This window comes from Halobellus sp. Atlit-38R (assembly GCF_003665925.1).
Classification (GTDB): domain Archaea; phylum Halobacteriota; class Halobacteria; order Halobacteriales; family Haloferacaceae; genus Haloquadratum; species Haloquadratum inordinatus.
In genome coordinates this window covers 1-538 of sequence record NZ_QXIJ01000183.1, presented here as the reverse complement: position 1 = coordinate 538, position 538 = coordinate 1, and the positions used below count along the sequence as shown (strand labels likewise).

Here is a 538-nt window from a genome sequence, read left to right as displayed (position 1 = left end):
GATCCGACTATCCGATGGTGGCACCAGACGATTGGCTCGATGACTTCGAGAATCTCGACTTCGACGAGAAGACGAGAGAGATGATCCTCCACGAGAACGCCGAACGCGTGTTCAACTTGTAAGCAGACCCCGGTAGACAAGACGCTTTCCTCGCCGCGCGCTCGGTGGCTTGCCCCTGCAACGCGCGAGTCCCTGCTGCCGATTACATTCTGCGCAGCCCCGTAGGCTTAGATAGGATGAGTCTGTATTGGGGGTATGGAGTTCGAGGTTCCAGCAGAGCAGCGAGCAGTACTAGAAGAGGTCCGCCAGTTCGGTGAGAACGAAATTCGACCGGTGGCGAGCGAGAACGACAGCGCGGAGCGGTATCCGTACGAGATTATGGAACAGGCCGCCGAACTGGGACTCATCGGTTCTCAGTTCCCAGTAGAGCACGGCGGCGTCGGGTACTCGCTGCTCGAACGGGCGTTTCTGACCGAAGAACTGTTCGCCATCGACCCCGGGACGGCGCTTTGTATCACCTCCGCTGACTTCGGAAGCG

Annotated in this window: 2 protein-coding genes; both read left to right on the top strand. The window is 58.9% G+C overall.

Annotation, left to right across the window (positions count from 1 at the left end; translation table 11 throughout):
• The first annotated feature begins 14 nt into the window (after positions 1–14).
• The gene (locus tag D3D02_RS18840) at positions 15–122 is read left to right on the top strand and encodes a hypothetical protein (protein ID WP_233560719.1); all 108 of its coding nucleotides are present in this window, start codon (positions 15–17) and stop codon (positions 120–122) included.
• Positions 123–255: 133 nt separating this feature from the next.
• Positions 256–538, top strand: a 283-nt coding sequence (locus D3D02_RS18835) for an acyl-CoA dehydrogenase family protein (protein WP_147435739.1), incomplete at its 3' end; no start/stop codon positions are given.

Bases quoted from the DNA above. Each gene is read 5' to 3' on its own strand.
- D3D02_RS18840 (WP_233560719.1), top strand. From the start codon at position 15: ATGGTGGCACCAGACGATTGGCTCGATGACTTCGAGAATCTCGACTTC.